The organism is Xanthomonas populi (assembly GCF_002940065.1).
GTDB classification, from domain to species: domain Bacteria; phylum Pseudomonadota; class Gammaproteobacteria; order Xanthomonadales; family Xanthomonadaceae; genus Xanthomonas; species Xanthomonas populi.
The window spans coordinates 17,653-43,977 of the sequence record NZ_MDEJ01000017.1 but is presented as its reverse complement, the minus strand read 5'-3'; the positions used below and the strand labels follow the sequence as shown (position 1 = coordinate 43,977).

Genomic DNA, 26,325 nt, shown 5'->3' with positions numbered 1-26,325 from the left:
GATTAGGGAAAATTGCTCTGGTGTGATCTCCATACCCGATAGTTTACTCGCTCAGGCCATTAGTGTTAACAGGCCCTAGGCGTGCGCACAATCGAGGTATCGGCCACCTTGGCATGATCTGCAGTGCAACGACGCCGGCTGAGACTGCATCCGTGCCCGAATCGTTTCGCGGTTCGTCAAAGAAGACGTGCGGGCGGAACCGCGTGCCGAAGATACCCCAAGGCCGATCTGCCCGCGCTACGGCCACCCGGCCAGCATTATGAAGCCAGCGTCTGGTGGATTGATCCCTACACAGACCTGCGTAGATGAGCACTGCGATGCGCTATTGGACACCATCACGCCGCAACGACAGTGGCCACCTGCCTGACACGCGCGCGCATGCCAGGCAGGCGACCGCGCGCAGTCACATCTCCAGCACCACCTTGCCCAGATGGCTGCCCTGCTCCAGATAGCGATGCGCCGCAGCGGCTTCGCTCAGCGGGAAGCGCTTGTCGAGCAGCACGCGCAGCTTGCCCTGCGCGATCCACGGCCACACCACACGCTCCACTTCTGCCGCCAGACGCGCCTTTTCATCGGCACTACGCGGGCGCAGGGTCGAACCGGTGAGGATGGCCTGCTTGCGCATCAGCAACGGAATCGGCAGCTCGAGGGTCGAGCCGGCCTGCGAGGCGATATAGACGATGCGCCCGTGCGGATTGAGCGCTTCCAGGGTGTCGGCAAACACTGCAGCACCCACCATGTCCAGCGCCACATCCACACCGCCGTGCGCCTTGGCCACGTTGACAAACGATTCGGTGGTGGAGTCGATCGCCACATCGGCGCCCAATTCGCGCGCCTGCGCCGCCTTGATCGCCGAACGCGCGGTGGCCAATACATGCGCACCGGCGGCTTTGGCCATTTGAATCGCGGTGACGCCGATCCCGGAGGTGGCGCCATGCAGCAACAGCCACTCGCCGGCCGCCAGCTGGCCATGCTCGAACAGGTTGGTGTAGGCGGTGAATACGTTTTCTGGCAGCGCGGCGGCGTGCAGCAGATCCATACCGGCCGGAATCGGCAACACATGCCGCGCATCGACTGCAGCGTACTGCGCGTAGCCGCCACCGCCCAGCAATGCACAAACGCGGTCGCCCCCTTTCCAGCGACCGGCTGGCTCCACGATTTCGCCGGCGATTTCCAGTCCAAGCGTTTCTGGCGCTCCGGGCGGCGGCGGATAGTGGCCGGCACGCTGCAGCAGATCGGGACGATTGATGCCGGCGGCGTGCACGCGGATCAGCACCTGCCCCGGCGCGGGACGTGGGCGCGGTTGCTCGCTGGCGTAGAGGGCATCCGCATCGCCCTTGCTATCGCGGATGGCGATGGCGGTCATCGTGGTATCGCTCATGCAGGCGCTCCGTAGAAAATGCGGCCAGTGTAGGCATGCAGGCGTCAACGCTTGGCGCAGGCGCAGCGTTGATGCACCAGGCGGCCCACGGCACTGCTGCCAACTCTGTACGGTCGAACAATCGGACATGCGTTGATACGCAGCATCACGCGCGAGACGATGATGAAGCGAGTGGTCGCAGACGCAGCGGCGCACGATGCGCTGGATGTCGATCAACACTTCGATGCATGCACCGAAGGTTTTTCCGACAAAGCACATGCAAGCAGCAATGCTGCGCAGCGCAAGACCCAATGAATCACCCCGCGCGCCTGCACTAACGCAGACGCCCATGGCACTTATCACTCCTCGCCGGGAGCGACGCCCTGGTCGATGTACTGGCGAATCGCCTCGAACACCTTGGAGGTGCCGTCGTCCGGCCCGGACGGCAGGCGTGCAGCGAAGTCGCTCAGCAACTTGTGCCATCCACATCGGGTTGTTCGGCCAGGGCGAGCGCCAGGTCGCCGACGCTGCGCGCCAACGCGACCCAGATCCGGCCCAACGATTCGGCGATTACATCCATTTCCGCTTCTTGCATGTCGCGCTCCGATCAAGTGGCGTGGGGTGCCTGGAAGCTTACCGCGTGCATTACGCACCCGCGCAAGCAGCCACAACCACACCGATGTGGCGCATACGCCTTGGGACCAAGGACCTAAGAACCCGAAATCGGAACACTCGCACCCAAATATGTATTAATCGCGATGAAGCGATATTATGCCACACGATCCGCCGGACCCGCCGCGATGACGCATCTCAGTTTCGAGTTTTACCCGCCCAAGACCGACGACCAGCGCGCGCAGCTGGACCGCACTGCGGCCAGGTTGAAGGGCTACGCGCCGGAGTACGTGTCGTGCACCTTCGGTGCCGGCGGCTCCACGCTCAGCTACACCTCCGAGACGGTGCGCCGCCTCAAGCAGAAGCACGGCTTCGAAGCCGCCCCGCATCTGTCCTGCGTCGGCGGCAGCCGCCAGGAGATCCGCGAGCTGCTCAAACGCTATCGCGCGATCGGCTGCACTCGCATTGTTGCGCTGCGCGGCGACCTGCCTTCGGGCATGGGCCATCCGGGCGACCTGCGCTACGCCTCCGACCTGATCGCCTTCATCCGCGCCGAACACGGCGAGGCGTTTCGTATCGAGGTCGGTGCCTACCCTGAAACGCATCCGCAGGCGAGCGATGCACTGAGCGATCTGCGTTACTTCAAGGCCAAGGTGGATGCCGGCGCGGATGCTGCGATCACCCAGTATTTCCACAACGCCGATGCTTACTTTCATTTCCGCGATACGGTGCAGCGCATGGGGGTGGAGGTGCCGATCATTCCCGGCATCATGCCGATCTCCAATTTCTCGCAGTTACAGCGCTTTTCAGAGCAATGCGGTGCGGCGATTCCGCGCTGGATCAGCAAGAAGATGCAGTCCTACGGCGACGACGCCGATGCGGTGCGCGCCTTCGGTACGGAAGTCGTCGCTACCCTATGCGAGCGCCTGATCGTCGGCGGCGCGCCGGCCCTGCACTTCTATACCCTCAACCTGGCCAAGCCGACCACGCAGGTATTGCAGCTGCTCGGGCGCTGAGCCAAGCGGTCGAAGCCACGGTCTCGGCAAGAATGTCCCTGCGTGCACATCCCTCGCAAGCGCGCGCGTGACAAGCAAGCCTCGTGCAAGCGTCTGTGCTTTCGGCGCGTTGCTCGCCGGCTCACGCGCACACCGCTAAGCTGCGCCGATGTCTCGCCTCCTGCTGCCTTTGCTGCTGTTGTTCTGCCTTAGCTCCGCCACGCGCGTGCAGGCGCAGGAGATCCGTCGCTGCGTCACGCCGGATGGGCAGACCATGTTCACCGACCGCCGCTGCGAAGACGTTTACGCCGCATCGCGACCGCCGCCGGCCACGCGCTCGCAAGGCAACACCGGCCTGTATCGCTATGGCTGCCCGCGCCGGCTGAGCGAGCTGGTGTCGTTGTTGCAACTGGCCGTTGACAGCCGCGACGTCAACCTGCTCTCCAGTCTTTACCTATGGAGCGGCCAGTCCGATGAAGCTGCCAACCAGGTATTGAGCCGTTTGGAGGCCATCGTGCAACGCCCGTTGCGGGACATCGCGCCGATGTATCCGCAGAGGGAGACACCGACGTGGGACGCCGAGACCGACAGTACAACCACAGCCGCTTCATCGTTGGACGGCAGCGCCATTGATGCACCGCTCCCCGCAACCCCAAGCCGCCCACGACCGTGGGGACTGCGACTGGAACAGAACCTCGCCAGCGGCACGCCTGCTCGCAGCGTGTTGCGACTGCGTCGGCAGTACAACTGCTTCTGGGTGACGTTTTAGAGAGTCTGAAAACTGATGTGAAGTCGCCAGGCGGGCGTAGCCGGGCAGACTCGGAAGATGCATGCCTCCTGCAACGACGAAGGGCCCCGCGCAGGGCCCCTCGGCGTTGTGTCAATGAATCCGATGACGCTTAGAAAGCGACCTTCCAGTTCAACTGTGCCCCCACCTCGCGCTGGCCACCGCCGGCACGACACTGCCCAAATAGCCACAGGCGGCTGTTGCTGGAGGTGTTGATCGACACGCCCAGCTCGGCAATGCCGACGTTACGCGCCAGCGGCACGCTATCGACGATGAAGGTGGTGCTGCCGGCCACGAAACGGTGACGGGAATCGGCACGCAGTTCGCCACCTGCAGTCTGCCAGGCCAGCCGGCCTCAAGTTGCGCACCATCCTGCAGCCCGCCGCTGATGTCCCACCCAGCCCGTAAACCAGCGGTGGTCGTCCACATCTCGTCCTTGCTGGCGTCAATCGCCAGCGCCGCACTGCCACCGGCTTGCACACCGGCATCGGTGGACAGGCGCGCGTAGGCCAGCGCGACATACGGGGTCAGGGTGATCGCATCCAGCTCGAAGTCCCAGCCACCTTCAGCGCTGGTGCTACCGTTGCCAGTGAGGCTGCTGCCCGGGGTGCACCCCGCGGTCGGCGTTGACCTTGTTGACCTTGCCGCCGTTGCCGATGTTGAGAGTGCCCGTGCCGACCGGCAGAAAGTTGTCGGTAATAGCCAGGCTGCCGCCATTGCTGACATTGATCGTGCCGGTGCCGGTGGTGCCATGACCGATGCTCATGCCGTAAGGATTGATCACGGCGTATGGGCGGGTGGTGGTGACCGTAGCACCGTCTGTGATGTCCAAAGTATCGGTCCCGGCGCGGCCGATAAGGAGCTCAGCCGACCCGGCGCCAGTGACCAGCACATTGCCGGTACTGCCCTGCTTGCCCAGGGTCATCAAGCCAGCCGTGGCGGCCTGGCTGCCGTCCTGCAGGATCATGTTGCCGATGCCGGCATCGCTCACGAGCAGGTGCCAGAAGGCTAGGCGTGCGCCCGGGCCAGTCAGGCGCAGGGTGCCATTGCCGGTTGTGGTGCTGCCCAGCGAGACGTCCTCGTCGGAGGTGACCACGGCGGCGCCGCTGACATCGACGACGACGGTGCCATTCGGGCCAACGCGTCAGCCGTCGGCGTGCATTCGCGAGCTGGCGATGGTGTCATTGCTGTTGAAATCGAGGACGGCTGCAAACGCGGAAGGCGCTGTGACCAGGCCAAGCGCAACCAGCATCGCCGTGGTCAGCAACGCACAATGGCTGACGCTGCCGGTGGCGCGGGCGGAGGAACCGTGGAACGTGGCCAGTTCGGATGCAACCTGCATCTAACCGATGGCGCGGTTAAGCATCAGGCGATAAATCCTATTCATGAAGCTCCCTTGGATGTTGATCAAGGGCGCGATAACCCCGCGTTGCGCGGAATGTCGTGGCGCGTTGAAAAATCCCCGCCTGTCGCAGGCGACGCGGGTTCACAACGGGAGATGGCAATCGCGTCGGTACCTAGAGCAACCCACGTAGTGCAGCGTAGGGATGCGCCTGACAGTGGCTTAGGTTTTCTCCTATCCACGGACCTGCAGTGCGCACACATAAAAAGCTCGACTGAATTTCTCTCAGCGCGCGTATGCGCATGGGTCCGACAGGCGTCGCGTGCAAACGTGTGGCCGCACTGGCAGATCGTGTCGGTTCCGAACGAACTGCCCGATACGTAGGCTGGCGCACGCAGAGAAAACACCAAATGCCTTCAAACTAAGAGCGGCTAACAAAACGTAGCGAGCAGTCGTCAGGTGGGTGCGGACGGCGCGCTCAGAACCGGAGTGTACGATTGGTACATGCCGATTCCGAGCACCGGCCGCGCCCGCCTGGCGGTGAGCGCAGTCGTTTTGTTAGCCGCTCTAAGCAGCAAGCCGAGCCATGACCTCTGAGACCGCTCGCTCCGCACTCAATACGGCGCTGTCGATCACCCAATGCGGCTCGGTCCAGAGCACATCGTCATGCGCAAGCACGCAGCACCAATCCGGCACGCGCAGTGCCGCACTATCGCTGTGCTGCGATTCCACGCGCTGCCGATGAACATCGCGATCGCTGCAGACCACTTCGATCTCCAGAAGGCGGCTCTGTGTGCGAGAGCCACATCACGCCATGCTTGGCGGGTGACGGGCAAGGGATTGACGCTATCGGCGACCACCACCTGGTGTTGGCGTAGATTCGCCTCTGCAATGGCGTAGGCAATCAAATAGCTGGCCGGCCCAACGTCGTGAGCGAGTGCACCGCTGTCGCGCAGCGCCTGCCCGATGCTGTCGATGCGCAGGTACACCGCATTGCAGTACGTGAGCAGCAGCGGTGCAATGGAACTCTTGCCGACGCCCGGCAACCCGCCGAACCCCACCAAGTCGCTGACTGTGCGTTCACTGCGGCCAGAGCGAGCGAATCGCCGCGATGCCCTGCGCGCCATGCGAGCGTGCTTCGCGCAGGTGGTCGATCTGCATGCCGCCGAGTGCGTAAATTGGGAGCGAGACCTGCTCGCGCAAGGTTTCGAAACCGGCCCATCCCAACGGTGTCGCGTCCGGATGCGAGGCAGTTACCTGCACCGGCCCCAGCACCGCGAAATCGCAGCCTAGGCGCTGCGCATGGCGCAGATCTTCCAGCCCATGGCACGAGGCGGCGACCGGCTGCTCAGCCGGCAGCGGGCGCTCCTGCAGTGCGGCCAATTGCTCCGAGCCCAGATGCACACCGATGCCGAGTTCGCCGGCCAACGCGATGTCGCGATTGAGCAGCAACTGCGCGCGCGCACGACCACGCAAGCGCATTACCCTTTGCAGCAATGCCTGCCAACGTGCAGGTTCGGCCAGCGGCGCACGCAACTGGATGCGCGCAATGCCGTCTTGCAGGGCACGCTCCAGGCCTTCCAGCCACAGCGCCTCGTCGTCCGCCTCGGGCGTGATCAGATAACGGTCGGGCTGGCGGAGTACGCCCACCACCGGCATGTCAGCCGGCGGCATCGAATAGCGCATCAGCTTGTCTGCGGCCACCCAGGTCATCGCCTGACCTTCGCGCCCGCGCGGGCTACCTTTCCACGCAGTGATGTGGCGCACTTCCAGGCGCAACCGCTTGTCCGGATACAGCTGCGGCACGTCCATCAGCCACTCGCCAACCTGCGCCTCGATACCGAGCTCTTCATTGAGTTCGCGCACCAGCGCCTGTTCGGAGGTTTCGCCAGGCTCGCGCTTGCCGCCGGGGAATTCCCACAGGCCGGGCATGTCGCGGGTTTCGGTACGGCGGGTCAGCAGGATGCAGCCGCGGGGGTCGGTGATCACGCCGGCGACGACGTGAATGGATCTTAGGGAATCGGGCATGGGCACAAGAGTGCCGCGAGTGGGCCGTTCAACGCAATCGGGTGGTGCTCGAACGTAGGTCGGCCGCGCTCCCGTAGGCGTCCGAGCCACCGCTCAGCACCGGCGGACTTGGGAACGATGGGATTGGCAGCAGCTGGCTGCGGCGCTCGCTCCAACGCATCTCCATTCCCCAATCTCAATCCAAGTCTTACAACGGATGCCCGATACGCCACAGCACCCCGCTAGGATCGTGCAAGGTGAAATCGCGCGCGCCCCATGGTCGATCTTCCGGCGCGCTGCAGGTCACACCGAACTGCTCGTCCAGCCCGGTGTCGTGCACGTGCTGCCACCAGCCGTCGGCATCGTCCACCCACAGATGCAGCATCAGGTTCTGGGCCAGCTCGCGCAGATAGAAATCCTGCAGCAGAAACGCGCAATGCCTGCCATGCCGAAAGCAGGTCACGTTGCCCCCCTCGTCTTCCTGCACAAAGCCCAGTGCGCGATAGAACCGCTGCGACAACGCGTAATCGCGCGCAGGCACGAACACCTTCAGTTGCTGGCTGGACAGCGACATGACCGCACTCCACGCAGGACGTGGACGTGAGCATACGCCCCGCAGTCGCGCAGGCGGAGCACGTCCCCTCCGCAAGTAGAGCCCCCTTGGTAAGGGGGCGCGCCAGAGGCGCGGGGATCGGAGGAGTACCGTGCACCCAGCGTCCGCATAGCGGACGCTGGGTGCACGGTCAACTCAGAATCAGCTGAGTTGACCGTGGCAGTGCTTGTACTTCTTGCCGCTGCCGCACGGGCATGGATCGTTGCGGCCCACCTTGGGCTCGTCGCGAATCACCTGCGACACCGGTACCGGCGCATTGCCGCCCTGCATCTGCTCCACTTCCTCGTCGGCACCGTACCCGCCCACATCCTGATGCTGGAACTGCGAGGCCATCAGGCGCGCTTGCGCCTGATGACGCTCCTGCTCTTCCAGCTCGGCCACTTCTTCTTCGCTGCGGATGCGCACGCGCGCCAGCAGGTTGATCACTTCGCGCTTGGCGCTCTCCAGCATCTCTGAGAACAGCTCGAAGGCCTCTTTCTTGTATTCCTGCTTGGGCTGCTTCTGCGCATACCCGCGCAGATAGATGCCCTGACGCAGATAATCCATCTTGGCCAGATGCTCCTTCCAGCCCTGGTCGAGCACGGTCAGCATCACGTGCTTCTCCAGGGCGCGCATGGTGTCGTTGCCAACCGCCGCTTCCTTCTCGGCAAAGTGCGCATCCACCGCCGCCTGCACCTTGGCTGCGATCTGCTCGGCGTCCAGTTCTTCCTGCGTGCGTGCCATCTCGCTCAGCGCCAGCGGCATGCCCAGTTCCGACTCCAGCGTAGCTTCCAGACCCTTGAGGTCCCACTGCTCGTCGACCGAATTGGGCGGTACGAAGCGCGCGACCAGATCGTAAATCACATCGCCACGGATACCGTCGACGTTGTCCTTGACCGATTCGGCATCCAGCAATTCATCGCGCTGTGCGTAGATCACCTTGCGCTGATCGTTGTTGACGTCGTCGAAGTCCAGCAGATTCTTGCGGATGTCGAAGTTGTGCGCTTCCACCTTGCGCTGCGCCTTTTCGATCTGCCGGCTGACCAGACGATCTTCGATGACGTCGTCTTCCTTCATGCCCATCATGCGCATCGCCTTCTGGACCCAGTCCGAGGCGAAGATGCGCATCAGATTGTCTTCCAGCGACAGATAGAAGCGCGACGAACCCGGGTCACCCTGACGACCGGCACGGCCGCGCAGCTGGTTGTCGATACGGCGCGACTCGTGCCGCTCGGTACCGACTATATGCAGGCCACCAGCCGCCTTGACCGCGTCATGCCGACGCTGCCATTCGGTCTTGGCCTGCAGACGCTGTTCGTCGCTGATGTCCTCGCCCATGCCGTGCAGCTCGGTTTCCAGCGAACCGCCCAGCACGATGTCGGTACCGCGACCGGCCATGTTGGTGGCGATGGTCACCGCACCCGGCTGGCCGGCGTTGGCCACGATGGTGGCTTCGCGCTCGTGCTGCTTGGCGTTGAGTACCTCGTGCTTCACCCCGGCCTTGCGCAGATGCTCTGACAGCATTTCCGAGGTCTCGATCGAGGTGGTGCCCACCAGCACCGGCTGACCGCGCTTGGCGCAGTCTTCGATATCTGCCAGCACCGCATTGAACTTGCCCTTGCGGTTGAGGAACACCTGGTCCGGGTGGTCCTTGCGCACGGTCGGGCGGTTGGTCGGAATCACCACCACTTCCAGCCCATAAATGCTCTGGAATTCGTAGGCTTCGGTGTCGGCCGTACCGGTCATGCCGGACAGCTTTTTGTACATGCGAAACAGGTTCTGGAAGGTGATACTTGCCAGCGTCTGGTTCTCGCGCTGCACCGGTACGCCTTCCTTCGCTTCGACCGCCTGATGCAGACCATCGGACCAGCGACGCCCAGACAGCGTACGGCCGGTGAATTCGTCGACGATCACCACTTCGCCATCGCGCACGATGTAATCCACATCGCGCTGATAGATCGCATGCGCCCGCAGCGCGGCATTGAGGTGATGCACCACGCTCAGGTTCTGCGCCGCATACAAACCATCTTCCGCATTTTCAAGAATACCGGCCTGCATCAGCAGTTCTTCGGCGTGGCCCATGCCCGCCTCCGACAGATGCACCTGTTTGCCCTTCTCGTCGATCCAGTAATCGCCCTCGCCCTCTTCGCTTTCCTGCTTGGTCAGCTGCGGCACGATGCGATTGACGCGGATGTACAGCTCCGGCGATTCGTCGGCCGGGCCGGAGATGATCAACGGGGTGCGCGCTTCGTCGATCAGGATCGAGTCGACTTCGTCGACGATCGCGTAATGCAGATTGCGCTGGTAGCGGTCGGCGCGCGACAGCGCCATGTTGTCGCGCAGGTAATCGAAACCGAATTCGTTGTTGGTGCCGTAGGTGATGTCGCTGCCGTAGGCCTGCCGCTTGTCGCTGTGCGGCATGCCCGGATACACCACGCCAACGCTCAGGCCAAGCCAGTTGTACACCTTACCCATCTGCGCGGCATCGCGGCGCGCCAGGTAGTCGTTGACCGTGACCACGTGCACGCCCTCGCCCTGCAGCGCGTTGAGGTACACCGGCAACGTGGCCACCAGGGTCTTGCCTTCACCGGTGCGCATCTCGGCGATCTTGCCTAGGTGCAACACCATGCCGCCGATCAGCTGCACGTCGTAATGGCGCATGCCCAGCACACGGCGGCTGGCCTCGCGGCACACCGCAAACGCCTCGGGAAGAATCTTGTCCAGGGACTCGCCGGCGGCAAGTCGCTGCTTGAACTCCGGGGTCTTGGCTTGCAGCTCGGCGTCGGAGAGCTTCTCGATCGTCGGCTCCAGCGCATTGATCTGGATGACGAGTCGGTTGAGCTGGCGCAGCTGGCGTTCGTTACGACTGCCAAAGACACGGGTAAGCAGACTGTTGATCATTGAAGAAACCGGTTGAAAAGGAACGGTTTGACAGACGCCGGTCCCCAAGACCCGGCAGCCGTAAACGAAACAGGGCGCGCTGCGCCCTGTTGATGGCAAGAGCCTATTGTAGCTTGGGGCGAGCCTTCACGAATCAAGCACCACCCGCGCCGTCGTCAACCGCGCCCTCGACGTCCTACCGGCGTATTGGTATCGCCCAGGAACTTGCGCGGATTGGCCACCCGCCCGTCCGCCCACACTTCGAAATGCACGTGTGCGCCGGTAGAACGGCCGCTGGAACCGGCCTTGGCCACCTGCTGCCCGGCGCGCACCAGATCGCCCACCTTCACCACCAGCCGCGAATTGTGCGCGTAGCGGGTCACATAGCCATTGCCGTGATCCACTTCGACCACGTTGCCGTAGCCACCGCGCACACGGGCATAGCTCACCACGCCATCAGCGACCGACATCACCGGGTCTCCCACGTTGGCGTGGAAGTCCACACCCTTGTGAAAGGCAGAACCGCCGTCGAACGGATCGGCGCGACCGCCAAAACCTGAGGTGATGTAGGTGTTGCGGATCGGCATCCGCGAGGGCACCGAATTCTGTTCGAGCTGATGGTCGAACATCAGCGAGGCAAGCACGTTCAATTGTTGGCTGGAGGCGGAGAACTGCTGTTCGACTTGCCATAGCGTCTGCTTGAGCGATTCGACCGGCATGTCGCTGACCGGCTCATCGCCGCCACCGACGCCGACCGGCGCGTCGAAGTCGAACTCGCCATCCTTCAACTTACCCATTTCGGTCAGCCGCTCGCCTAATGCATTCAGACGGGTAGACTGCGCCTGCAGCTCGCCCATGCGCGCGGCCAGTGCATTGACCTGTGCCTGCGAGGCGCGCTGCGCCTGGACAAGCTCCACCTGCTGCTGCGCGACCTTGGCCTGCAGCGCGGAATTGGTCACCATGCCGGTGGCGGTGCTGGCACCGACGCCGATCAACACACCCAAGCCCAACCCCGTGCCGAGGACGACCATCGGTCGATCTGCGGCGAAGCCCTGGAACTGCCGAGCCACGCGCTGGGTCAGGGTTTGCCGAGATTTGAGTACAACTTTCTTCAACGCCATATGAGTGTCATGTCCAAGCCCAAGTCCAACGCACGCAACCCTTCCGTTCCACAACCGGCCATCGATGCCGCATTGGGTGAAAAGGCTGGCGGCCCCTTGCGCCGAGCGTTATGGCTCGATGCGCTGGACCGGCAGTTGCGTCCCCTGTTACCGCCTCATCTGGCTACCCGTTGCCGGTTGGCCAATGTCCGAGGCGAACAGCTCGTTTTTCTGGTTGACTCACCTGTCTGGCATGCCAAGGTGCGGCTTGCCGAGACCCAATTATTGGAAGCCGCCCGATCCATCGGACTGAAGGCCACCGCAGTGACCATCAAAACCATCACGACCCCGCTGCATTCCCCAATGCCGCAGAACCGCGAGCGTCCACGCCCTGTTTCCGAAGCGACGCACAAAGGATTGCGCGACGCATTGGCCTCCTTGCAGGACGTTGCACCGACCAAGAGGTGATGCCCTTACCGCCTGTTCGAAGCGGCCGCCAGTGCGTGAGAGCATTACGAAGACCGCACAATACCCGATCCATCCTAGCGGGCGCAGGGCCAGCAGGAGTTAGAGAAATATTAAATAAACGTTAATAACGGACCGGAAATCCGACGAAAGTTACCCTTTGAACGCCGGCTACGGCATTCCCTGACATCAGGCGTAAACAGGACTGGCGTAGGTGACCGGCGGTTGCACGGAGCCTTCGGGGAAGCTGACCCATTCCCAGGCAGCCTGATCCGCCAGCAGCGCACGCACCAGTTTGTTGTTGAGCGCGTGGCCGGATTTGAAACCTTCATAGACTCCCAGGATGGCGCCGCCGGCCAAATACAGATCACCGATGGCGTCCAGGATCTTGTGGCGCACGAATTCGTTGGTGTAACGCAGGCCGTCCTCGTTGAGCACGCGGAACTCGTCCAGTACGATGGCGTTGTCCATCGAGCCGCCCAGGCCCAGATTGCGCTCGCGCATGTACTCAAGGTCGCGCATGAAGCCGAAGGTGCGGGCGCGCGAGATTTCCTTGACGTAGGCCGAGGTGGAGAACTCGATTTCCTGGCGCGACTGCTTGGCCGGGATCATCGGGTGATTGAATTCGATGGTGAAACCGAGCTTGTAGCCGTCGTACGGCTCGAAGCGCGCGACCTTGTCGCCTTCGCGTACTTCCACCGTGTGCTTGATGCGGATGAAGCGCTTGGCCTTGTTCTGCTCGACGATGCCTGCCGACTGCAGCAGGAACACGAACGGGCCGGACGACCCATCCATGATCGGCAACTCGGCCGACGACAGTTCGACGATGACGTTGTCCACACCCAGGCCGGCCAACGCCGACATTAGATGCTCAACGGTCTGAATCTTGGCGCCATTACAGGTCAAGCCGGTGCACAGCGTGGTCTCGGTGACCAGCTCGGCATCGGCGGGGACTTGGACCACCGGCTCCAGATCCACACGCCGGAACACCACGCCATGATCGACCGGGGCCGGTCGTAGCGTCATATACACCTTGTCGCCGCTGTGCAGGCCGACGCCGGTGGCACGAATAGTGTTTTTGAGAGTGCGTTGCTGGGTCATATGCGAAGTCTGGATGAACAATGCAGACAGGCGCTGAACCGGCTGTCCAATCGTTGAGATTATCCGAATTTTAACAAGTCACGCGTGACGGGAACTGTAATCGACCGGTCACGCCACAGCAAAAGCTGCCGGATCAACGATTCGATCCGGCAGAAAGAGGACATGGCACTGCAACCCCGAAGCGAACCTCGGGGCATTGCGGTCGGCGCCACCAAGGTGGCATGGCATTGAAGCGTCAGTCTGCTTGGCGGCGCAAGAACGCCGGGATATCCAGGTAGTCGTTGGGCAGGTCTGCTGCCGGCGCAGAGGAACCGCCGCCGTTGTTATTGCTGCCGACCGAGTCGCTGCTGGGACGACGCAGGCCCAGGCCCATGCTGCCGCCAACCGCCTTGGATACCGCATCGCCGCTGGTTTCGAAATCGCCGAATTCCGGCTGACCGGTGGTGGCGTTGCGCACCAACTTGATCGGCGCACGCTGGTCCGGACGCTGGGTCTGACGTGCAACCGCACGGTTCAGGCCAGTAGCCACAACGGTAACGCGCACTTCGTCCTGCATGTCCGGGTCGAGCACGGTACCGACGACCACAGTCGCATCTTCCGAGGCGAACGCTTCGATGGTGCGGCCAATTTCGTCGAACTCGGCCATGGTGAAGTCCGGACCGGCGGTGATGTTGACCAGGATGCCGTTGGCACCGGCCAGGTTCACATCGTCCAGCAGCGGGTTCTGGATGGCGGCTTCGGCAGCGGCCTGCGCGCGATCGTCGCCGCGTGCCGAACCGGTGCCCATCATGGCCAGGCCCATTTCCGACATCACGGTGCGCACGTCGGCAAAGTCGACGTTGATCAGACCCGGACGCACGATCAGATCGGCGATGCTCTGCACTGCGCCCTGCAGCACGTCGTTGGCAGCGCGGAAGGCCTGGATCATGGTGGCGTTGCGGCCAAGCACGGTGATCAGCTTTTCGTTCGGAATGGTGATCAGCGAATCGCAATGCTGGCTCAGTTCCTCGATGCCCTTCAGCGCAACCTGCATACGGCGGCGGCCTTCGAACGGGAACGGCTTGGTGACCACAGCCACGGTCAGGATGCCCATTTCCTTGGCCAGCTGTGCCACCACCGGCGCGGCGCCGGTGCCGGTGCCGCCGCCCATGCCGGCGGTGATGAACACCATGTCCGCACCCTGCAGCGCGTCCATGATGCGCTCGCGATCTTCCAGCGCAGCCTGACGGCCAACTTCCGGATTGGCGCCCGCGCCCAGGCCCTTGGTGACGTTGGTGCCGAGCTGCAGCTGCAACTTGGCGCCGCAGTTCTTGATGGCCTGCGAGTCGGTGTTGGCGGTGATGAATTCCACGCCATCGACGTTGGTGTTGACCATGTGCGCCACGGCATTACCGCCGCCGCCGCCCACGCCAACGACCTTGATGACCGCGTTGGGAGCCATCTTTTCGATCAGTTCAAAATGTGCCATGTCAGTGTCCTCTTGTATGAAGCCGGGTCCCGGGTCCCGGGACCCGGAAAACCACTTCCGAAGTCCCGGCCCGAAACTCGGACCGGCAAGTTTTTCTTATGAATGGTGCGTACCGCTCGCTGCCTACCGCTCTAGCCCTGCTCTCTGGCTTGATCTTCCGCTCTCTGCTGTTTCGGGTCCCGCGTCCCGGCTTTTAAAACTCACCGCGATACCAATTCTTCAATTTCTTGAACAAACTCCCGGCGCGTCCGGTCGGGATCGACGGGCGGCGTGGGTGTTCGATCTGGCTGCCCATCAGCAGCAGGCCCACGCCGGAGGCGTGCACCGGGTTGCCGACGACTTCGCCCAGGCCGGTGACGTGCTGGGGAATGCCCACACGCACCGGCATCTGCAACATTTCTTCGGCCAGCTCGACCACGCCTTCCATCTTCGACGCGCCACCGGTGAGCACCATGCCGGCGCGCACCATTTCCTCGAAACCGGAGCGGCGCAATTCGGCCTGCACCATTTCGAAAATTTCTTCATAGCGACCTTGCACCGCCTGGGCGAGTGCATGCCGTGGCATGCGGCGCGGCGGGCGATCGCCGACCGACGGCACCTGGATGCTTTCCTCGGCGGTGGCCAGCTGCGCCAGCGCGCAGGCGTAGCGGACCTTGATCTGCTCGGCTTCCGGGGTCGGCGTGCGCAGCATGTGCGCGATGTCGTTGGTGACGTGGTCGCCGGCGATCGGCAGCGAGGCGGTGTGGCAGATCGCGCCCTGCACATAAACAGCCAGGTCGGTGGTGCCGGCACCGATATCCACCAGCACCACGCCCAGCTCACGCTCGTCGGCGGTCAACACCGCCACGCTGGAAGCCAGCGAGGACAGCACCAGATCGTCGACCTGCAAGCCGCACTTCTGCACGCACTTGGTGATATTGGCCGCGGCCGACTGCGCGCACACCACCAGATGCGCATGCACCTCCAGGCGCACGCCGGTCATGCCGACCGGGTTGCGGATGCCTTCCTGCGAATCGTCCAGCACGTACTCGCGCGGGATCGCATGCAGGATGCGCTGGTCGGCAGGAATGGCCACGGCCTTGGCCGCATCCAGCACGCGCTCCAGATCGCTCCAGGTCACTTCGCCGTCGCGGATCGGCACGATGCCGGGCGAGTTCTTGCATTGCACGTGGTTGCCGGAAATCGACGCGTACACCGAGCGGATTTCGCAGCCGGCCATCAGCTCGGCCTCTTCCACCGCGCGCTGGATCGACTGCACGGTGGATTCGATATCCACCACCACGCCGCGCTTGAGACCGCGCGATTCGTGCGAACCGATGCCGATCACTTCGATCGGATTGCCGGGCGAGTACTCGCCGACCAGCGCGACGACCTTGGAGGTGCCGATGTCCAGTCCAACGATGAGGGATTTGTCGCCTTTGCGGTTCATGTCTTAACGCCGGGATTCGGGATTTGGGATGCGGGATTGGAGAAAAGCGGGGTGCGGGTGCAAGGCAATTCCAGGACAACCGTGTGGTGTGCGGCAGGCGCGGCAGGCGAACCCTTTTTCTTCGTTTCCGGAACGCCTTCCTCCATTTTTCGTTCGACCGTAAAGCCATTGGTGTAGCGCAGGTCGGCGCGGGCGATCGGGCGCTGCGGGTCGGCCAGCTGCGGCAGCACTCGGGCGAAGCGTTGCAGGCGTGCGCGGGCGTCGTCGCGGCCGATCACGATCTGCACACCGTTGCTCAGGCCCAGCGACCAGCTGCCGCGTGCATCCATTTCCAGACGCTCCACATCCAGCCCGGTCGGTGCGAACAGCGCGCGCGATTCGTTGTATAGCGCCACCACATCCTGCGTCTTGCTGTCCGGGCCACCGAGTTGCGGCAACTTGAAATCCTTCAACAACGGCGGCGTGCGGAACAGCCGGCCCTGCTCGGACAACATGCGGTCGGTGCCCCAGCGTGCGAACGGCTTGTGCTCGGTGACGTGTACTTCCAGCACGTCCGGCCAACGCTTGCGCACCTGCGCGCTTTCCACCCATGGCAAGCGCGCGATGGCGTCCTGCGCGTTCTGCAACTTCACTGCGAAAAAGCCCGAGCGCGCATACGGCAACACCACCGCACGCAGTTCTTCGGGCAGCACCCGCTTGAAGTCGCTGGATATCTGCAACCGCGCCAACGGCCAACGCTCGGCACCCACCCATCCATTGAGCACGGCCACCACCGGCAACGCGACCAGCGTCACCGCGATCAACCAGGCCAGGATGCGCAGGGTGGCGTTCATCGGCGCGCTCCGCGCGCGCGATGAGTGATTCGGGATTGGGGGTTCGCAACGGAAGCAGCAACAGCAACGGCGCCCATGGCGTCGCTGTTCACTAATCCCGAATTCCGATTCCCCAATCCCGGCTTCATAGCGTCTGCTCCAGCACGCGCCAGACCAGTTCTTCGAAATCGATGCCGAGTTGGCGCGCGGCCTTGGGCACCAGCGAATGACTGGTCATGCCGGGGGCGGTGTTCACTTCCAACAGATACAGCTGGCCGCTGCTGCGGTCGCGCATCACGTCCACCCGCCCCCAGCCACGCGCACCGGCGGCGCGGAAAGCATCCAGTGCGAGCTGGCGGATCTGCGTTTCGGCATCGCCTTCCAGGCCCGGGCACAGGTACTGGGTGTCGTCGGCCACGTACTTGGCGTTGTAGTCGTACCACTGGCCCTTTGGCACGATGCGGATCGACGGCAGCGCGACCTCGCCGAGTACGGCCACTGTGAGTTCGTCGCCTTCGATCAGTTGCTCCATCAGCAACGCGCCGTCGTAGCGCGCCGCCAGCACCACGGCTTCCTCGAGCTGGGCCTGGTCGAACACGCGGCTGATGCCGACGCTGGAGCCTTCGTTGGCCGGCTTGACGATGACCGGCAAGCCGAGCTGTTGTGCAGCCGCATGCATTTCAGCGATGCTGGTGCCGGCAGCCAGGGGCGCATAGCGCGGCGTGGACAGGCCAAGCGACAGCCACACCTGCTTGGTGCGGATCTTGTCCATGCTCAGCGCCGAGCCCAGCACGTTCGAGCCGGTGTACGGCACTTTAAAGGCTTCCATCAGGCCTTGCACAATGCCGTCTTCGCCGCCGCCGTTATGGCCGTGCAGCACGTTGAAGACGCGGTCGAAACGCTGGTCGACCAGCGCCTGCGTCAATGCCGGAATGCCGTCGACCGGCTGTGCGTCGACACCGCGCGCGCGCAGTGCTTCCAGCACATTGCTGCCGGAATTCAACGACACTTGGCGCTCGGATGAAGTGCCGCCGAGCAGCACGGCGACGCGCCCGAAAGTGGCGGGGTCGCTGGTGCGGGACGGTGCGGGGCCGGGTCCCGGGTCCCGGGTCCCGGCAGAGTACACGCTCATGCCTGCCCTCCAACAAAGCCGTTGTTGATGATGTGTTGCGCGACATAACCGATATCGCCAGCACCCATCATCAGCAACAGATCGCCGTCTTGCAGCACGTCCGGCAACACTTCGGCCAGGCCCGAAATCTGGCCCACGACCACCGGCTCGCTGCGGCCGCGCGCACGGATGGCACGCGCCAACGCGCGCGAATCGGCGCCCGGAATCGGCACTTCGCCGGCCGGATAGACTTCGCTCAACACCAGCGCATCGACCGTGCTCAGCACTGCGGCGAAGGCGTCGAACTGATCGCGGGTACGGCTGTAGCGATGCGGCTGGAAGGCGACGACCAGACGCTTGTCCGGCCAGCCACCGCGGGCGGCGGCAAACACCGCTTCGAGCTCGCGCGGGTGGTGGCCGTAATCGTCGACCACACGTACCCGCGCTCCGGTGCTGGTGGTGACTTCGCCCAGATCGTTGAAGCGACGGCCGATGCCTGCGAAGTTTTCCAGCGCCCGCGCAATCGTTTCCGCCGCCACGCCCAGCTGCCAGCCGATCGCGGCAGCGGCCAATGCGTTGAGCACGTTGTGACGGCCCGGCAAGGCCAGCGTCACCGGTGTGGTGGTGCCTTCGGGCAGACGCAGCGTGAAGCGCATGCGCGGGCCGTCCTGCACCACGTCTTCGGCACGCACGTCGGCGTTTTCGCTCATGCCGTAACTCATCACGTGACGCGGCGTCTTGCCGGCCAGCGCGGCCACTTCCGGGTCGTCGATGCACAGCAGCGCCAGCCCATAGAACGGCAGGCGCTGCAGGAATTCCGCAAATGCCGCCTGGATGCGTGCGAAATCATTGCCGTAGTTTTCCAGGTGATCCGAATCGATATTGGTGATCACCGCCATCAACGGATTCAGACGCAGGAAGCTGCCATCGCTCTCGTCGGCTTCGGCGACCAGCCATTGGCCACCACCGAGCTTGGCGTTGGCACCGGCGGCCAGCAACTGCCCGCCGATGACGAAGGTCGGATCCAGCCCGCCTTCGCTCAGCACGGCCGCCGCCAGACTGGTGGTGGTGGTCTTGCCGTGCGTTCCGGCCACTGCAATGCCGCGACGGAAGCGCATCAGCTCGGCCAGCATCGCCGCACGCGGCATGATCGGAATACGCTGGCTGCGCGCTTCCATCAGCTCGGGGTTGTCTTCGCGGATCGCGCTGGACACCACCACGCAATCGGTGCCGAGCACATTGGCCGCCGAATGCCCGCGCATCACCCGCGCGCCCAGCTTGGCCAGGCGACGTGTCGCTGCGTTATCGGCGTTATCCGAGCCGGAGACTTCATAACCCAACGTCAGCATCACCTCCGCGATACCGCTCATGCCGGTGCCGCCGATACCGACGAAATGCACGCGCGGAAACGCACGCACCAGATCGCCACTGTCTTGCAGACGGCGGATCACGGGGCACCTCCTGCGGAGGTGGCGGGACCGGGGACCGGGGACCGGGGACCCGTGAAGAGCGAAGCGTCGGCAGCGCGTTGCGCCTGCCCATGATGATTGTCTGCGTGCATACCTTTCTGCTGTTGATTCTGTTCTTCACGCCCCCCGCGTCGCGGATCGCGGGTCCCGGTACTTCCATGCCGTTGATCGTGCTTACCACGGGTCCCCGGTCCCCGGTCCCCGGTCCCGGCTTCATGCAAAACAATGTCGGCGATGCGCTCGGCGGCATCCGGTTTGGCCAGGGTGCGGGCGGCTTGTGCCATCGACAGGCGGCGTGCGGGGTCGGCGAGCAAGCTCTGCAACACCGTCTGCAGACGCTCGGCCAAGGTGTCGTCCTGCTTGAGCAGCACGGCGGCGTCGGCGCCAACCAGGTATTCGGCATTGCGGGTCTGGTGGTCGTCCACCGCTGCGGCGAAGGGCACCAGCACACTGCCGATGCCAGCGGCGCATAATTCGGCCAGCGTGGATGCACCGGCGCGGCACACCACCAGATCGGCCCAGGCGTAGGCCACAGCCATGTCGGCGATAAACGGTTCGACGCTGGCGTTGACACCCGCTTGCGCGTACGCCGCTTCGGCTTCGGCGCGCAGCTTTTCGCCGCACTGATGACGCACGTCGACATCCGGGCGAGCGAGTGCCGCCAGCGCTGTCGGCACGGCCTGATTCAATGCGCGCGCGCCCTGGCTGCCGCCGAGTACCAGCACGCGTACCGGGCCACCACGACCGACCAGACGTGCGGCCGGCGCGAGAAGTGCGGTGATTTCCGCGCGCACTGGATTGCCCACCGCCTCTTCGCAAGCGAAGCTGCCCGGAAAACCGGTCAGCACGCGGCGTGCAAAGCGCGACAACACTTTATTGGTCATGCCGGGTGCGCGGTTCTGTTCGTGCACCAACAACGGCACGCCGAGCAAACGTGCGGCCAGGCCACCCGGGCCTGCCGCAAAGCCGCCGAAACTGATCACCGCACGCGGCTGGCGTTTGCGCAGCACGAAGCCGGCGGCACGCACCGCGCGCAGCACCCGCACCGGCGCGCCGAGCAGCTTGACCCAGCCTTTGCCGCGCAGGCCGGTGATGGCCAGCGTGTCGATCTGGATGTCGTGCTGCGGAACCAGGCGGGTTTCCATCGCGCCATCAGCGCCGAGCCAGGTCACCGGCACGCCACGCGCGCGCAGCACCTTGGCCACGGCAAGGCCCGGGAAGATGTGCCCACCGGTGCCGCCGGCCAGAATCATCACAGGCTGAATCCCCGCAGATGGATGTGCGGGCTCTTGCGAAGGATTCGCATAAACGCTCATGCAATCCTCCCGAACGTCGGTTCCACACGCGGCTGCATGCGGCTGGTGCCGCGCAAGATGGCCGATGATGGCGCTACGGATGCTGCAGTGACCGGTACGGGTGCTGCGGCAGCCACGGTGTCGCGCTGAGGTTTGCGCGCTGGCGCATACGCCGGCGGCACCGACTCGACGACCGGCTCGGCCGGCTCAACAGACGGCGCGCCCGCACCCTGCGGCGACAACTTGCTGCGCAGGCGCTCGGCACGATCCATTTCATACGACACGCGCAGCAGCAGACCCGTCGCCACGCAAGTCATCAGCACCGACGAGCCACCGGAAGAAATCAGCGGCAACGTCAGGCCCTTGGTCGGCAGGATGCCCAGATTCACGCCCACCGAGACGAAGCTCTGCAGGCTGATCCACAAGCCGATGCCGAAGGCGATATAGCCGGAGAAATGACGTTTCATTTCCACACAGCGCATTCCCAACCAGAACGCGCGGCCGACCAGCAAGGCGTACAGCGAGATCACCCCGCACACGCCGATAAACCCGAGTTCTTCGGCAATCACCGAAAAGATGAAGTCGGTATGCGCTTCGGGCAGATAGTTGAGCTTCTGCACCGAAGCGCCCAGTCCCACGCCGGTCCACTGGCCACGACCGACCGCCATCAAGGCATTCGACAACTGATACCCGGAGCCGAGCTGATCGGCCCACGGATCCAGAAACGAGGTGATGCGACGCAGGCGGTACGGCTCCAGGATCGCGATGAAGGCGAACACCGGCAGGCCGAACACGATCGGCATCGACATCCGCGGCAGGTTCACCCCGCCCAGCACCAGCATGCCAGCGGTGATCGCCAGCAGCAGCGTGGACGAGCCGAAGTCCGGCTGCAGCAGCAACAGGCCGACTAGCGCGATCGCCACACCCAGCGGCTTGAGCATCGCCGGCCAGGTCGCGTTGACTTCATCGCGGAAGCGCACCAGGTAGCTGGACAACCATACGATGTAAAGCACCTTGACCGCTTCCACAGTCTGGAATTTCGACACGCCCAGATTGATCCAGCGTTTGGCGCCGTTGACGCTGCTGCCCAGGCCCGGCACGAACACCACCATCAGCAGGCCGAAGCAGGCCAGCAACAACAGCTGGTTGTACTGCTCGATGGTCTTGAGCTCTGTGCGCATCGCCCAGAACGCCAGGCCAACGCCAATGCTCAGGAACAGCAGATGACGGGTGAGGTAGTAGAACGGGTTGTCGGACAGTTCGATCGAGCTGGACGCCACCATCACCACGCCCAGCGATGCCAGGGTCGCGGCGGCGCCGAGCAGCCACGGGTCGTAGCGGCCGCCGATGGCGTCGAGTCGGGTGGCCTGGCGCGCGTTATCGTTCATCAGCGCACCTTCAACGTGGCAAGGCCAATCAGCACCAGCACAACCGAGATGATCCAGAAGCGCACGATCACGCGTGGCTCCGGCCAGCCCTTGAGTTCGAAGTGGTGATGGATCGGCGCCATGCGGAACACCCGCTTGCCGGTCAGCTTGAAGCTGGCGACCTGGATGATGACCGACAGCGTTTCGATCACGAACACGCCGCCCATGATCACCAGCACCAATTCCTGGCGCACGATCACCGCGATGGTGCCGAGCACCGCGCCCAGCGACAGCGCGCCGATATCGCCCATGAACACCATGGCCGGATAGGTGTTGAACCACAGAAAGCCCAGCCCTGCCCCGGCAATCGCCGAGCAGATGATGATCAGCTCGCCGGCCCCGGGAATCAGCGGGATTTTCAGGTATTCGGCAAACACCACGTTGCCCGACGCATACGCGAATACACCGAGTGCGCAGGCCACCAGCACGGTCGGCATGATCGCCAGACCATCCAGGCCGTCGGTCAGATTCACCGCGTTTGAGAAGCCGACGATCCAGAAGTAGGCAATGACCACAAAGCTCATGCCGGCCAACGGCAACGCCACCGCCTTGAACATCGGAATGTAGAAGGTGATCGCGGCCGGCACATCGGCGGTGTAGTACAGGAACAGGCCGGCAGCCAAGCCGAGGATCGACTGCAGCAGATACTTCCAACGCGACTTCAACCCGTTGGGGTCGCGGCGCACGATCTTGATCCAGTCGTCGTACCAGCCGATCGCACCGAAGCAGAGCATCACCGCCAGCACCAGCCACACATACCGGTTGCGCAGATCACCCCACAACAGCACCGACAAGGTCACCGTCAGCAGGATCAGCGAGCCGCCCATGGTGGGCGTACCGGCCTTGGAAAAATGCGTCTGCGGGCCGTCCTGACGGATCGGCTGGCCACCCTTGAACTGGCCCAGCTTGCGAATCACCGCCGGGCCCATCCACAACGACAGGAACAACGCGGTCAGCGCAGCCAGAATGCCGCGGAAGGTCAGATAGTTGAACAGCCCGAACAGGCTCTCCAGTTGCTGCAGCCAACGCGCCAACTCAAGCAGCATGGGAGGCGTCCTCCACCGGTGCGAGCAGCGCGGCGACGATGCGGTCCATGGCACTGCCACGCGAGCCTTTCACCAGGATCGTGGTGACGCCGGGTTTTGGGACCGGAGACCGGGGACCCGGGAGGGCGACCGTGGACTGCGATTGCTGATCGTGAATCACTGCATGTTCCTGCGTATTTCCTGATGCGTATTGCTGCTGTTGCTGTTGCTTTTCCCTGGTCCCCGGTCCCCGCTCCCCGGTCCCGGCTTCAACCAGATCCGCGTGCAAGGCATCGATCAACTCCGCATGCGTGGCGAACACGCGGCCGCCATCGCCGAACGCCTGCGCGGCGGCGGCACTGAGCTCGCCCAACGCGTACAGACGCTGCACCTTGGCCGCGCGTGCGCGACGTCCGGCGGCGGCATGCAGCGCCTTGCCTTCCGGGCCGAGTTCGCGCATGTCGCCGAGCACCAGCCAACCGGCGCCCGGCGCGGTGGCCAGGGTGTCGATGGCGGCATCCAGCGAACCGGGATTGGCGTTATAGCTGTCGTCGATCAGCACCGCACCGCTCGGCAGCGTATATGCGATCTGACGACCGGCCACCGGGCGCGCCTGCGCCAGACCGGCGGCGATGACCGGCAATGCGATTCCCGCGCCCAACGCCAACCCGGCCGCGGCCAGCGCGTTGAGTACGTTGTGGCGGCCCGGCAATGGCAGCGCAATCTGCGCGTCACCTTGCGGCGTCACCAGCGTGAATTGCGCACCGCCGGCCTGCAGCCGCAGCCCATGCGCAGTGATGTCGGCACTGGCCTGCAGGCCGTAGCGCAGTACGCGGCGGCCTTGCACCGGCTGCGCATGCAATTGCTGCTCGAACCAGGCACCGAAGGCATCGTCGGCATTGATCACCGCCACGCCATCGGCGGGCAATGCGGTGTAGATGGCGCCCTTGGTGCGGGCGACGCCGAGCAGGCTGCCCAGACGTTCCAGATGGGCGGGTGCGATGTTGTTGACCAGGGCCACCTGCGGCTGCGCGATGTCGGTGAGATAGGCGATATCGCCCGGCTTGCCGGCGCCCATTTCGTAAATCGCAACATCGGCTTCGTCCGGCGCAGCGATCACCGCCAGCGGCAGTCCGATTTCGTTGTTGCGGTTACCCGGATTGGCGTACACGGTGGTGCCATCGACACGCCCGGCTTCTTCAAGGATCGACAACAGCAAGGCCTTGACGCTGGTCTTGCCGTTGGAGCCGGTCAATGCAATCACGCGCGTGGCGCGGTCGCGCTGCATGCCCGCAGCGATGCGTGCCAGAGCCAGCTCGGTATTTTCCACCAGCACCTGCGGCACGCTTAGCGCCGGCAGCAGCCGATCGACCAGCACACCGCTGGCACCGTGCGCCACCGCGTCTGCGGCAAAGTCATGTCCATCGAAGCGCTCGCCGCGCAGCGCCACATACAGGCTGCCGTTGGCGAGCGTGCGGGTGTCGTTGCCGACCGCATCGATCATGGCATCGTCGCCGTGCAGCTCGCCGCCGGCCCAGTGGGCGATCAACGACAACGGCGTGAGCTTCATGCGCGCACTCCCGGCACGGTGCGCGGCAACAAGGCCTGCGCCGCCACAGTGGCGTCGTCGAAGGCATGCCGCACGCCGGCGATTTCCTGATAGGGCTCGTGGCCCTTGCCGGCGATCAGCACGATGTCGGAGGCACCGGCCATGCCAATGGCCTGATGGATCGCAGCAGCGCGATCGCGCTGCACGATCGCCGCATCCGGGCGTGCAAAGCCGCGCAGGATGTCGGCAACGATCGCATCGCCCTCTTCGCCACGCGGGTTGTCGTCGGTGACGATCGCCACATCGGCATTGACCTCGGCGATCGCCGCCATCTGCGGGCGCTTGCCGGTATCGCGCTCGCCACCGCAGCCGAACACGCAGATCAACCGGTCCTGCGCATGCGAGCGCAAGCTGGCCAATGCCTGTTCCAGCGCGTCGGGCGTGTGTGCGTAATCGACCACCACCAGCGGTGCGCCGTGTTCGCCACCCAGGCGATTCATGCGGCCGTGGATCGGCTGCAACTGGCCCAGCACCTCGGCGATCTGTGCCGGCGCGATATTCAACGCATGCAACGCGCCGGCTACCGCCAGCAGGTTGTCCACGTTGAAGCGGCCCAGCAGCGGCGAGTGCACCGGGTGCACGCTGCCGTCGATGTGCAGCGCGAAATTGATGCCGTTGTGATCCAGCTGCAGCGCCTGCGCACGCACCGTGGCATTGGCCTGCGCGCGCGAACTCACACCGATCGCGCGCAGCGCGGGGGCGAGCGAGGCCAGCAGCGTGCGGCCGAAGGCATCGTCCAGATTCACTACGGCGGCCTTCAAACCGGCACGCGTGAACAACTTGGCCTTGGCGGCGCCGTATTGCGCCATGTCGCCGTGGTAATCGAGATGGTCGCGGGTGAGATTGGTGAACACCGCCACGTCGAAATGCACTGCATCGACGCGGCCCTGATCGAGCGCATGCGAGCTCACTTCCATCGCCGCGGCCTGCGCGCCTTCATCGCGCAACTGCGCCAGTAACGCGTGCGTCTGCAGTACCAGAGGTGTGGTGAAACCAGTCGGCACGGCACTGCCATACAAGCCAACCCCCAAAGTACCCAGCGTGCCGGTGGGCATGCCAAGCAACGTCAACGCCTGCGCCAGCAATTGCACGGTGGAGGTCTTGCCGTTGGTGCCGGTGACGCCGACCATGCGCAGCGCTTGCGAGGGCTGGCCGTGGAACTGATCGGCCATCGCACCCAGACGCGCACGCAAGCCTGGCACGGCGATCGCATCGGCCGGTGCCGGCAGATCGGCAGGCGCCGGCGGCTCGAACAACACCGCCACCGCGCCATTGCCACGCGCCTGTTCGACAAAGCCCAAGCCATGCGCGCCGAAGCCGGCGATCGCCACGAACGCATCGCCCGCACGCACCGCACGGCTGTCCATCACCAGGCCCGAGACCTGCCTGTCGTGCGCGAGCGGCACATCCGGCAGCAGCTGCGACAGCGGCATGTAGCG

Annotated in this window: 24 protein-coding genes, 1 other RNA gene and 2 pseudogenes; 4 read left to right on the top strand and 23 right to left on the bottom strand. The window is 64.2% G+C overall.

The genetic code is table 11. The features are described 5' to 3' along the window. Positions 1-403: 403 nt before the first annotated feature. Complete coding sequence (locus XpopCFBP1817_RS04585; RefSeq protein WP_128416184.1) at positions 404-1,381, bottom strand: NAD(P)H-quinone oxidoreductase; 978 nt, start codon at positions 1,379-1,381, stop codon at positions 404-406. A gap of 162 nt (positions 1,382-1,543) precedes the next feature. Between XpopCFBP1817_RS04585 and XpopCFBP1817_RS23525 the strand changes: the two genes are divergently transcribed. Beyond that, positions 1,544-1,675: a hypothetical protein gene (locus tag XpopCFBP1817_RS23525; RefSeq protein ID WP_279627095.1), complete on the top strand. Its 132-nt coding sequence runs from the start codon at positions 1,544-1,546 to the stop codon at positions 1,673-1,675. A 151-nt stretch (positions 1,676-1,826) separates the two neighbouring features. Here the strand turns inward: XpopCFBP1817_RS23525 and XpopCFBP1817_RS23520 are convergent, their stop codons facing one another. Next, entirely contained in the window at positions 1,827-1,955 is a 129-nt protein-coding gene (locus XpopCFBP1817_RS23520) for a hypothetical protein (RefSeq protein ID WP_279627094.1), read from the bottom strand. Positions 1,956-2,160: 205 nt separating this feature from the next. Here XpopCFBP1817_RS23520 and metF point away from each other — a divergent pair, with 205 nt between their 5' ends. Together metF and XpopCFBP1817_RS04570 are read left to right on the top strand one after the other, a co-directional pair. Next, entirely contained in the window at positions 2,161-2,988 is an 828-nt protein-coding gene (metF, locus tag XpopCFBP1817_RS04575; protein WP_128416183.1) for a methylenetetrahydrofolate reductase [NAD(P)H], read from the top strand. Between the two features lie 148 nt (positions 2,989-3,136). Beyond that, positions 3,137-3,736, top strand: a complete 600-nt coding sequence (locus XpopCFBP1817_RS04570; protein WP_128416182.1) for a hypothetical protein — start codon at positions 3,137-3,139, stop codon at positions 3,734-3,736. A gap of 130 nt (positions 3,737-3,866) precedes the next feature. Here the strand turns inward: XpopCFBP1817_RS04570 and XpopCFBP1817_RS22060 are convergent, their stop codons facing one another. The 10 genes and pseudogenes from XpopCFBP1817_RS22060 to XpopCFBP1817_RS04525 form a co-directional block, all read right to left on the bottom strand. Continuing rightward, positions 3,867-4,049, bottom strand: a complete 183-nt coding sequence (locus XpopCFBP1817_RS22060) for a hypothetical protein (protein WP_208619539.1) — start codon at positions 4,047-4,049, stop codon at positions 3,867-3,869. 110 nt (positions 4,050-4,159) lie between these two features. Next, positions 4,160-4,285: pseudogene (locus XpopCFBP1817_RS23895) on the bottom strand (autotransporter domain-containing protein); the annotation flags it as partial. Between the two features lie 46 nt (positions 4,286-4,331). After that, entirely contained in the window at positions 4,332-4,850 is a 519-nt protein-coding gene (locus XpopCFBP1817_RS22055) for a hypothetical protein (RefSeq protein ID WP_128416180.1), read from the bottom strand. A gap of 48 nt (positions 4,851-4,898) precedes the next feature. After that, a complete protein-coding gene (locus tag XpopCFBP1817_RS22050) occupies positions 4,899-5,096 on the bottom strand; it encodes a hypothetical protein (RefSeq protein WP_128416179.1) in 198 nt (65 codons plus the stop codon). 429 nt (positions 5,097-5,525) lie between these two features. Then, positions 5,526-5,602, bottom strand: a non-coding RNA gene (locus tag XpopCFBP1817_RS04550) — sX9 sRNA. Between the two features lie 61 nt (positions 5,603-5,663). Further along, positions 5,664-6,160: pseudogene (locus XpopCFBP1817_RS04545) on the bottom strand (P-loop nucleotide/nucleoside kinase family protein). 16 nt (positions 6,161-6,176) lie between these two features. Then, entirely contained in the window at positions 6,177-7,124 is a 948-nt protein-coding gene (locus XpopCFBP1817_RS04540; protein WP_128416178.1) for a Nudix family hydrolase, read from the bottom strand. 187 nt (positions 7,125-7,311) lie between these two features. Beyond that, positions 7,312-7,677, bottom strand: a complete 366-nt coding sequence (locus XpopCFBP1817_RS04535; RefSeq protein WP_128416177.1) for a VOC family protein — start codon at positions 7,675-7,677, stop codon at positions 7,312-7,314. 180 nt (positions 7,678-7,857) lie between these two features. Next, on the bottom strand, positions 7,858-10,596 hold the full coding sequence (secA, locus tag XpopCFBP1817_RS04530) for a preprotein translocase subunit SecA (protein ID WP_128416176.1): 2,739 nt from the start codon (positions 10,594-10,596) through the stop codon (positions 7,858-7,860). A gap of 155 nt (positions 10,597-10,751) precedes the next feature. Continuing rightward, a complete protein-coding gene (locus XpopCFBP1817_RS04525; protein WP_128416175.1) occupies positions 10,752-11,696 on the bottom strand; it encodes a M23 family metallopeptidase in 945 nt (314 codons plus the stop codon). On the opposite strand from XpopCFBP1817_RS04525, the gene XpopCFBP1817_RS04520 reads away from it, so the two are divergent. After that, a complete protein-coding gene (locus XpopCFBP1817_RS04520) occupies positions 11,697-12,143 on the top strand; it encodes a DciA family protein (protein ID WP_128416174.1) in 447 nt (148 codons plus the stop codon). A gap of 186 nt (positions 12,144-12,329) precedes the next feature. Here the strand turns inward: XpopCFBP1817_RS04520 and lpxC are convergent, their stop codons facing one another. The 11 genes from lpxC to XpopCFBP1817_RS04465 form a co-directional block, all read right to left on the bottom strand. Further along, positions 12,330-13,241, bottom strand: a complete 912-nt coding sequence (gene lpxC / locus XpopCFBP1817_RS04515) for a UDP-3-O-acyl-N-acetylglucosamine deacetylase (protein ID WP_128416173.1) — start codon at positions 13,239-13,241, stop codon at positions 12,330-12,332. 235 nt (positions 13,242-13,476) lie between these two features. Then, on the bottom strand, positions 13,477-14,709 hold the full coding sequence (gene ftsZ, locus XpopCFBP1817_RS04510; protein ID WP_128416172.1) for a cell division protein FtsZ: 1,233 nt from the start codon (positions 14,707-14,709) through the stop codon (positions 13,477-13,479). 193 nt (positions 14,710-14,902) lie between these two features. Then, the gene (ftsA, locus tag XpopCFBP1817_RS04505) at positions 14,903-16,138 is read right to left on the bottom strand and encodes a cell division protein FtsA (RefSeq protein WP_003485272.1); all 1,236 of its coding nucleotides are present in this window, start codon (positions 16,136-16,138) and stop codon (positions 14,903-14,905) included. Further along, a complete protein-coding gene (locus tag XpopCFBP1817_RS04500) occupies positions 16,135-16,971 on the bottom strand; it encodes a cell division protein FtsQ/DivIB (RefSeq protein ID WP_128416171.1) in 837 nt (278 codons plus the stop codon). Before XpopCFBP1817_RS04500 ends, ftsA begins: the two co-directional genes overlap by 4 nt. 124 nt (positions 16,972-17,095) lie before the next feature. Then, complete coding sequence (locus XpopCFBP1817_RS04495) at positions 17,096-18,082, bottom strand: D-alanine--D-alanine ligase (protein WP_128416170.1); 987 nt, start codon at positions 18,080-18,082, stop codon at positions 17,096-17,098. Beyond that, complete coding sequence (gene murC, locus XpopCFBP1817_RS04490) at positions 18,079-19,512, bottom strand: UDP-N-acetylmuramate--L-alanine ligase (RefSeq protein ID WP_128416169.1); 1,434 nt, start codon at positions 19,510-19,512, stop codon at positions 18,079-18,081. The genes XpopCFBP1817_RS04495 and murC overlap by 4 nt, the downstream gene beginning before the upstream one ends. Beyond that, on the bottom strand, positions 19,509-20,846 hold the full coding sequence (murG, locus tag XpopCFBP1817_RS04485) for an undecaprenyldiphospho-muramoylpentapeptide beta-N-acetylglucosaminyltransferase (RefSeq protein ID WP_128416168.1): 1,338 nt from the start codon (positions 20,844-20,846) through the stop codon (positions 19,509-19,511). The genes murC and murG overlap by 4 nt, the downstream gene beginning before the upstream one ends. Beyond that, positions 20,843-22,213 carry a putative lipid II flippase FtsW gene (ftsW, locus tag XpopCFBP1817_RS04480; protein WP_128416167.1) on the bottom strand — a complete coding sequence of 457 codons (1,371 nt, stop codon included), beginning with the start codon at positions 22,211-22,213 and terminating at the stop codon, positions 20,843-20,845. Before ftsW ends, murG begins: the two co-directional genes overlap by 4 nt. Continuing rightward, entirely contained in the window at positions 22,213-23,298 is a 1,086-nt protein-coding gene (gene mraY, locus XpopCFBP1817_RS04475; RefSeq protein WP_128416166.1) for a phospho-N-acetylmuramoyl-pentapeptide-transferase, read from the bottom strand. The genes ftsW and mraY overlap by 1 nt, the downstream gene beginning before the upstream one ends. Further along, a complete protein-coding gene (locus XpopCFBP1817_RS04470; RefSeq protein ID WP_128416165.1) occupies positions 23,288-24,847 on the bottom strand; it encodes a UDP-N-acetylmuramoyl-tripeptide--D-alanyl-D-alanine ligase in 1,560 nt (519 codons plus the stop codon). The genes mraY and XpopCFBP1817_RS04470 overlap by 11 nt, the downstream gene beginning before the upstream one ends. Beyond that, positions 24,844-26,319, bottom strand: a complete 1,476-nt coding sequence (locus tag XpopCFBP1817_RS04465; RefSeq protein ID WP_208619538.1) for a UDP-N-acetylmuramoyl-L-alanyl-D-glutamate--2,6-diaminopimelate ligase — start codon at positions 26,317-26,319, stop codon at positions 24,844-24,846. The genes XpopCFBP1817_RS04470 and XpopCFBP1817_RS04465 overlap by 4 nt, the downstream gene beginning before the upstream one ends. Positions 26,320-26,325: the final 6 nt, after the last annotated feature.